This window comes from Aliivibrio finisterrensis (assembly GCF_008933155.1).
GTDB lineage: Bacteria > Pseudomonadota > Gammaproteobacteria > Enterobacterales > Vibrionaceae > Aliivibrio > Aliivibrio finisterrensis.
The window spans coordinates 1-371 of record NZ_WBVP01000105.1 but is presented as its reverse complement, the minus strand read 5'-3'; the positions used below and the strand labels follow the sequence as shown (position 1 = coordinate 371).

Genomic DNA, 371 nt, shown 5'->3' with positions numbered 1-371 from the left:
CCAACAACTTCAGTGAAATAAACGGTCAGGTGGACAGTCAATCGTGGACCACGGTGGCTGCGATCCAGATTCTAACCGATAGCGTCAATGTGATTCAAAGTTACGCGGCTGATAATACGCAACCAGCACCATCGGTGAGTGATTATGCCGACTTTGGCGTCACGGGTATTGATGCCAACAATTTAGCGGAAATTAATGCACAAGTTGACAGCCAGTCGCTAACTACCGTCGCTGGCATTCAAACTGTGGTTGATAGCTTAGCGATTATTCAAAGCTATGCTGCGGATAATACCCAAACCACGCCAACAGTCACCAACTATGCTGACATTGGTGTTACGGGTGTGGACGCCAATAGCCTCAGTGAAGTAAAC

The 371-nt window shown here is 47.7% G+C and carries 1 protein-coding gene; it reads left to right on the top strand.

What is annotated here, in order from left to right:
• The coding region (locus tag F8B77_RS17750) for a hypothetical protein (protein WP_167512878.1) at positions 1 to 371 on the top strand (371 nt) is incomplete at both ends.